The organism is Akkermansia sp. (assembly GCF_020860705.1).
Classification (GTDB): Bacteria; Verrucomicrobiota; Verrucomicrobiia; order Verrucomicrobiales; family Akkermansiaceae; genus Akkermansia.
On the sequence record NZ_JAJBTT010000045.1, the window covers coordinates 21,563 to 27,562 of the forward strand.

Here is a 6,000-nt window from a genome sequence, read left to right on the forward strand (position 1 = left end):
CTGATGATTATTGGGAACAGCTTTTTGAAATTTGACCTTTATGAGGTTGAATGATTCTTTTATCGTATTTAATAGTTTTATGCTCAATATATAAACTGAGAAATGGGCAGATGGGTCAAATGTACCAATGCGGTTAAGCGTTGTTCAGAAGAAGGCTGCGTAGTGCCGAAAAAATGGGGAGGAGTATTCGATGCCCGTTTTTAAAGTGGTTTGAGGTCATTCTTTTTTGTAGGAAGGAAATAATTTTTCCTCTACGGGTGGAGCAGGAAATAGTGAGAAGCGGCTGAGTTGGCTCTTTCAGTCAGCTGTAGAGGATTCCTGCGAGAAGGAGCCTGAAGGCCGCAAGCAAAAAATGATCTGTTCCCCCCAGGCCGGGAGAAGAGAAAAAATCTGTTCAGCATGGTTCTTCAGGGAGGCCAGAAGCGTTCAATGGGTGGAAGATTTTGATTTTTCTTCATTATACAGTTTTCTGATATTGTTGCCTTTATATAAGTTATGAGATTTTCTAACATTTTTATTCTAGGCCCGTTTGATTTTATATATATAGTTTTTGGATATTGTATGAATATTTGCATGTCCATTAAAAGATCAATCGAATTACGGAAGAATACATCAGGAAGTTATAAGGTCAGGCTAACTATTGACCGGGGGAGCAAGTTCTGTGGGGCCAGAAAGTCGCTCGGTCTCGGTACCCGTCGGGAGGATTGTGCATTGAGGCGCGCTTACCTGATGCGCTGTTTGCTGTTCCACATGGGATGGTTTCCCGGAGGAAAGATTGCCGTCAAAAATTCAGCCGACTGCGGTGTGAAGGAGGCTTTCTGGGACAGCATGGAGTGCACAGGGGATTACGGAATGTTCAGGCTCCCCGGCAGGGGGCGTCGCGTGGACAAGGATGAAACCGTAGTCGTATGGTTCCAGGTGCATGGGGATGAGACAGTGCAGTGCCGCCGTCTGCTCATTTCCGGCTGGAGAATGGATGACCGGGCAGGCGACCTGAGGATTTTGATTCAGGGCTTGCAGCATTGCGCTTCGGAACAGCATCAGCATCCCTGCCGGATTTTGAATATTGAAATCGGGTCCGCTTCCATCATGGAGGCTCGGAACGAGTGGGTGTTGAATGGATAGGCAGGCGAACCGGTTTAGTGCCACATCGATAACGAATATGAAACATATGGATTGCTTTGAAAAAAGGAGGGATGCCCTGGTGCAGGAGCTGGATGCCCTGCCGGGAGAAGGCTCCCTCTATAGTTTTTTGATACGGCAGGGGGAACAATTGCCGCCCTTTGCGGAAGAATGGAGAACGGAAGCTTGCCTGCTACGGGGGTGCCAGTACCGTGTATGGCTGCGCCTGGGGCTGGAAGATGGTTTGGTACGGATTGAGGCTGACAGTGATTCTCTCATCAGCCGGGGATTGATGGCTCTGTGGGTGCGGGTATTTTCCGGCCTGACTCCAGGAGAGGTACTGGCCGCGAATACGGATTTCCTGCACCATGGCATTCTCGGCGGGTGGCTGGTTCCTTCCCGGGCGAATGCCCTGGGTAATATGGCTTCCCGGATCAAGTTGGGAGTATTGAGATTGAAGCAGGAGGAGCGGATAGGAAATAGGGAGGGTGCCTCTCCTCCTCCTTCGCCGGAGTTCTCTTTAGAATCCGTAAAACAAGGCCCGTTGCAGAAGATGGAGACATCCGCTCATCCCTGCCATGGTGGCTGTGAGCAGGAAAAGAAAGTCTAACAATAGAGTTATTGTCTATGAAAAAGAAAGCAACTATTCACGTCCATTTGTTCGTTTATTCGGGAGACGCCGCCCTGGTGGGCGAGAATCTGCTGTGCGTTCAGCATGCTCTTCCGGAGGCTCATTTGGTGGTGATTGACGACGGGACGCATCCATGCCCGGATGAAGTGAGGGTGCAGGCGGAGGAGCTGGGGGCGGAGTGGCGTGTGTCTTCCTGGGAAAGGGGCGGCAATTTGAGAGGAAAGGCCTGCATTGAAGGGATGCTGGATGAGATGCTCCGGAGCGTTTGTGATGAAGGGGATACGCTGGTGAAGATAGATGCGGATACGGCGATGGTTTCCGGAGATGATTTGCAGCGTTTTGCCGACCGGAAGGATATGGTGTTCTGGGGCAGCGGTTCCGTGGAGCAGCGTGTGTACGGCTGCCTATACGCCATGAAGGCGTATGCAGCCGTGAAAATCCGGGAGTATGTTCGCGGGTTGGAATTGCTGCCGGATGCACCGGAAGATATTGTGATAGGCACCAGCGCCTTTAATCTGTATCCGGGGGAAGAACGGCATATGATTTACCCTCCCTTCGGCCCGGATGCGCCGGACAGCGGGTGGACGGCCTATTACTGGGGGCGTTATCCGGATGTGAAGGGGTACCAGCGTTTTACCATGGTGACGACGGGCAATCCTCCTCCCCAGCCGCTGGACAAGCGTCACCGTTTGCCCGTCATGAAGAATTTGCGGCAGATGGCGGATATCCGGCGGCAGTTGACGGGAGGCAGTCAAGGCTTCCAGGGAAGAAAACCTTCCTGATATCGGGCATGGTTCAGAGGGCAGGCTCCCCCTGCATAAAAACACCCGGAGGGAAATTTTCCCTCCGGGTGTCTGCTTTTAAAGAATCCGGTTATTTTTTAGCAGGCAATTTCACCTGGATGTGAATGTCACGCAACTGCCGTTCTTCTGCGGCAGCGGGAGAGTCACTCATCAGGTCAGCGCCGCGGTTGTTTTTCGGGAACGCGATCACTTCACGGATGGATTCCGCATTGCAGATCATCATGACCAGCCGGTCCAGGCCCAGGGCAAGGCCGCCGTGGGGCGGTGCGCCAAAGCTGAAGGCGTCCAGGATATGGCCGAACTGTTCGCGGGCCTGCTCTTCCGTGATGCCAAGGGCCTTGAACATGGCGGACTGCAAGTCGCGTTCATGAATCCGGATGGAACCGCCGCCCAGTTCCGTTCCGTTGAGCACGACGTCGTAAGCCTGGGCGCGGAGGTCTGCGGAGAGTTCTCCGTTGAGCATTTTTTGCTCGTCTTCCTTGACGGGGCGGGTAAAGGGGTGGTGAATGGCAACCCAGCGCTGTTCTTCCTCATCCCAGCCCAGCAGGGGGAATTCGATGACCCACAGGAAGTCGCGTTCCTTGTTGTCCTTGAGCAGTTCCATGAACTCGGCGCACTGCAGGCGCACGCGGCCCAGGATGTCGCAGGAGGGTTCCCACGGACCGGCCGCAAAAAGAACAAGGTCTCCGGTTTCAATGTTCAGGGCTTCCGTCAGCTTCTGCTTTTCTTCGTCGGAAAGGAATTTGGAGATGGGGCTTCTCCAGTCTTCTTCGCGCACCTTGATGTAGGCCAGGCCTTTGGCTCCGGCTTCCACGGCGGTTTTCGTCAGGGCGTCAATCTGTCCCACGGAAGCGGAACCGAAGCCCTTGGCGTTGATGGCCTTGACCACGCCGCCATTGTTTACGGCGGAGGCAAATACCTTGAATCCGCTGTTGGCAAAGATGGAAGAGACGTCCGTCAGCTTCATGTCGAAACGGCGTTCCGGCTTGTCGGATCCGTACTGGTCCATGGCTTCCTTCCAGGTCATGCGGGGGAAGGGGGTGGGGATGTCCACGTCCAGGGCTTCCTTGTACACACGCTTGAGCAGGCCTTCCACCAGATTGTAGATATCTTCCGGAGTGATGAAGGAGGCTTCAATGTCCACTTGGGTGAATTCCGGTTGGCGGTCCGCGCGCAGGTCTTCGTCACGGAAGCAGCGTGCGATCTGGAAGTAGCGTTCCATGCCGGCCACCATGAGCAGCTGCTTGTACTGCTGCGGGGCCTGGGGCAGGGCATAGAATTTGCCGGGAGCCAGGCGGGAAGGAACCAGAAAGTCGCGCGCGCCTTCCGGCGTGGATTTGGAAAGAATGGGCGTTTCAATTTCCAAAAAACCGTGTTCGTCCAGATAGTCCCGCGTGGTTTTGGTCACGCGGTGGCGGATTTGCATGTTACGGGCCATGGCGGGACGGCGCAGGTCCAGAAAGCGGTACTTGAGACGCAGGTCTTCATTGGAGAGGGCCCTGTCCAGCTGGAAGGGGAGCACCTCCGCCTTGTTAATGACATTGAGGGTATCCGCGGAAACTTCAATTTCCCCGGTCGGGAGGTCCGCATTGGTGGTGTCTACCGTATCTGTTTTCAGGCGGGCAGCCACCGTGCCGGAAATCTGGATCATGTCTTCAGAACGGAGCTGCTGGGAAGCCTTGGCCACGTCTTCGTTGACTTCCGGGTGGAAGACTACCTGGGTGATGCCGGAGCGGTCGCGCAAGTCAATGAAAATAACGCCGCCGTGGTCACGGACGGAATCTACCCAGCCGATGAGGGTGGTCGGCTTGCCGATGTTCGCAGCGCGCAATTCGCTGCAGGTATGAGTGCGGTATGAGTTCATCTTTATTAAAAAGGGAAAGAGGGAAGGTTGATCAATCGCGGCCGGTTATGGCGGCCAGGGCGTCAAACAGGTTGTCCATGGCGACGGTGGATGAGGTACGGGCGGCCAGATCACGCAGTTCCAGAGCCGGGAATTCATCTCCAACAATCAAGGCCGTCCGCGCGCCGGATTTGACGGCTTTTTGCAGCTGGCCGTTCATTTTGGTAAGAGTGAGGGGAAGATCCACACTGTATCCCTGGTCCCGGAGGGCGGACGCGATGGCGAGCACGTCCGCGCGGCGGTTTTCAGAAGCCTGCACCATGAAGACGTCGCAACCTGCCGCGGCCAGGGCTGCGTCTTTCAGCGCCTTGGCATGAGGCGTCTGGTCAATGAGGTGGGTGATAACGGCATCTCCCATCGCAAAGCCTGTGGCCGGCATGTCCACGGCGTTGTTGGAAAGGGCGCTTACCAGCGTGTCGTAGCGGCCTCCGCCGGCCACGGCGCGCAGGCTGCGCTGCGTGTCAAAGATTTCAAAGACCAGTCCGGTATAGTAGGCCAGTCCGCGCACCACGGAGAGATCCAGCTTCACGTAGCCGTCCAGTCCGCGGGCTTCCAGGTCTTTCAGCAGGATGTCATAGCGTTCGGAGGCTCCGGAGGGCGGATTTTCAATGAAGGCCACTAGGTCTTCGCGGTTGATATGGAAGGCGTCCAGCTTGCGCTGGCATTCTTCCGGGCGGTCACGTTCAAATTTGTCCACAATACCCAGGAAAGCAGGGATATCCTGCTCCTGCACGCCATGTTCCGCTGCAAACCTGATCCAGGCTTCTCGGTCGGAGATGCGCACGATGAAGTCGTTCTGCGTAAAGCCCAGCTCCCTCATGCAGTCGATAGCCAGCGCAATCAGTTCGGAGTCCGCCCAGGCGGAACCTTCTCCCAGAATGTCCGCGTTGAATTGATAGAATTCGCGCAGGCGGCCCTTTTGAGGTTTTTCGTAACGGAAACAGGAGCCAATCTCAAACCACTTGAGCGGCTTGGTGTATTCGCGCTGGTAGGCGGCGGCAATGCGCCCCAGGGAGGCAGTCAGCTCCGGGCGGATGGTGATGTCCCTGTCTCCCTGGTCCGTAAAGCGGAAAAGCTGGGTAGGCAGTTCGCCTCCGCTCTTTTTAAGATAAAGTTCTGTGGCCTCCACCGTTGGACCTTCCCATTCCAGGAATCCATAACGGTGCGCCACCCTCTTCCATGCGTTGAAAAGATAGTTGCGCACGGCGCAGTCCGCCGGGGCAAAATCACGGAATCCGGGAAGTGGTTGAAAGCGAGCGTCTGGCATAACCTGAACTAAAGGATGTTAACTGAGGACGAAACAGTTTACAGGATTCTGGTGCCTTGGCAAGCCCACATCCTGATGATAAGGGAATTTGGAAGGAAGGAGCATGAACGACGGTCTGTTGAATAAGGGTAACAAGCGTTCCTGCTTTCCATGGAATGATCCAAGAAGAAAAAGGCTGGATAATGGGTATGTCTTGGGCGTTTTTCTGACGGTATCCAGAATTTTTAAGGATATCGGTCATATTTATTTAAGTGCTTGCGGATTGCAAATCCGC

The 6,000-nt window shown here is 54.8% G+C and carries 5 protein-coding genes; 3 read left to right on the top strand and 2 right to left on the bottom strand.

Translation table 11 applies throughout. The annotated features are described in order from the left end of the window. Positions 1 to 750 precede the first annotated feature (750 nt). Genes LIO64_RS10655 through LIO64_RS10665 form a run of 3 tightly spaced genes read left to right on the top strand, consistent with a single transcriptional unit; the run spans position 751 to position 2,535 of the window. Positions 751 to 1,125, top strand: coding sequence for a hypothetical protein (locus LIO64_RS10655; RefSeq protein WP_290549429.1), 375 nt, complete (start codon positions 751 to 753; stop codon positions 1,123 to 1,125). A gap of 37 nt (positions 1,126 to 1,162) precedes the next feature. Beyond that, positions 1,163 to 1,732 (top strand): SufE family protein, encoded by a 570-nt coding sequence (locus LIO64_RS10660; protein ID WP_290549430.1) that lies wholly within the window; start codon positions 1,163 to 1,165, stop codon positions 1,730 to 1,732. A gap of 17 nt (positions 1,733 to 1,749) precedes the next feature. Next, positions 1,750 to 2,535 carry a hypothetical protein gene (locus tag LIO64_RS10665; RefSeq protein WP_290549431.1) on the top strand — a complete coding sequence of 262 codons (786 nt, stop codon included), beginning with the start codon at positions 1,750 to 1,752 and terminating at the stop codon, positions 2,533 to 2,535. A gap of 91 nt (positions 2,536 to 2,626) precedes the next feature. Here LIO64_RS10665 and aspS read toward each other — a convergent pair whose 3' ends face one another. Continuing rightward, a complete protein-coding gene (gene aspS / locus LIO64_RS10670) occupies positions 2,627 to 4,420 on the bottom strand; it encodes an aspartate--tRNA ligase (protein WP_290549432.1) in 1,794 nt (597 codons plus the stop codon). A gap of 31 nt (positions 4,421 to 4,451) precedes the next feature. Further along, positions 4,452 to 5,726 (bottom strand): histidine--tRNA ligase, encoded by a 1,275-nt coding sequence (gene hisS / locus LIO64_RS10675; protein ID WP_290549433.1) that lies wholly within the window; start codon positions 5,724 to 5,726, stop codon positions 4,452 to 4,454. Positions 5,727 to 6,000 lie beyond the last annotated feature (274 nt).

What these genes read in the sequence shown, in the direction of transcription:
- hisS (WP_290549433.1), bottom strand. Translation starts at nt 5,726, where the DNA reads ATGCCAGACGCTCGCTTTCAACCACTTCCCGGATTCCGTGATTTTGCC.
- LIO64_RS10660 (WP_290549430.1), top strand. Translation starts at nt 1,163, where the DNA reads ATGAAACATATGGATTGCTTTGAAAAAAGGAGGGATGCCCTGGTGCAG.
- LIO64_RS10665 (WP_290549431.1), top strand. Translation starts at nt 1,750, where the DNA reads ATGAAAAAGAAAGCAACTATTCACGTCCATTTGTTCGTTTATTCGGGA.
- aspS (WP_290549432.1), bottom strand. Translation starts at nt 4,420, where the DNA reads ATGAACTCATACCGCACTCATACCTGCAGCGAATTGCGCGCTGCGAAC.
- LIO64_RS10655 (WP_290549429.1), top strand. Translation starts at nt 751, where the DNA reads ATGGGATGGTTTCCCGGAGGAAAGATTGCCGTCAAAAATTCAGCCGAC.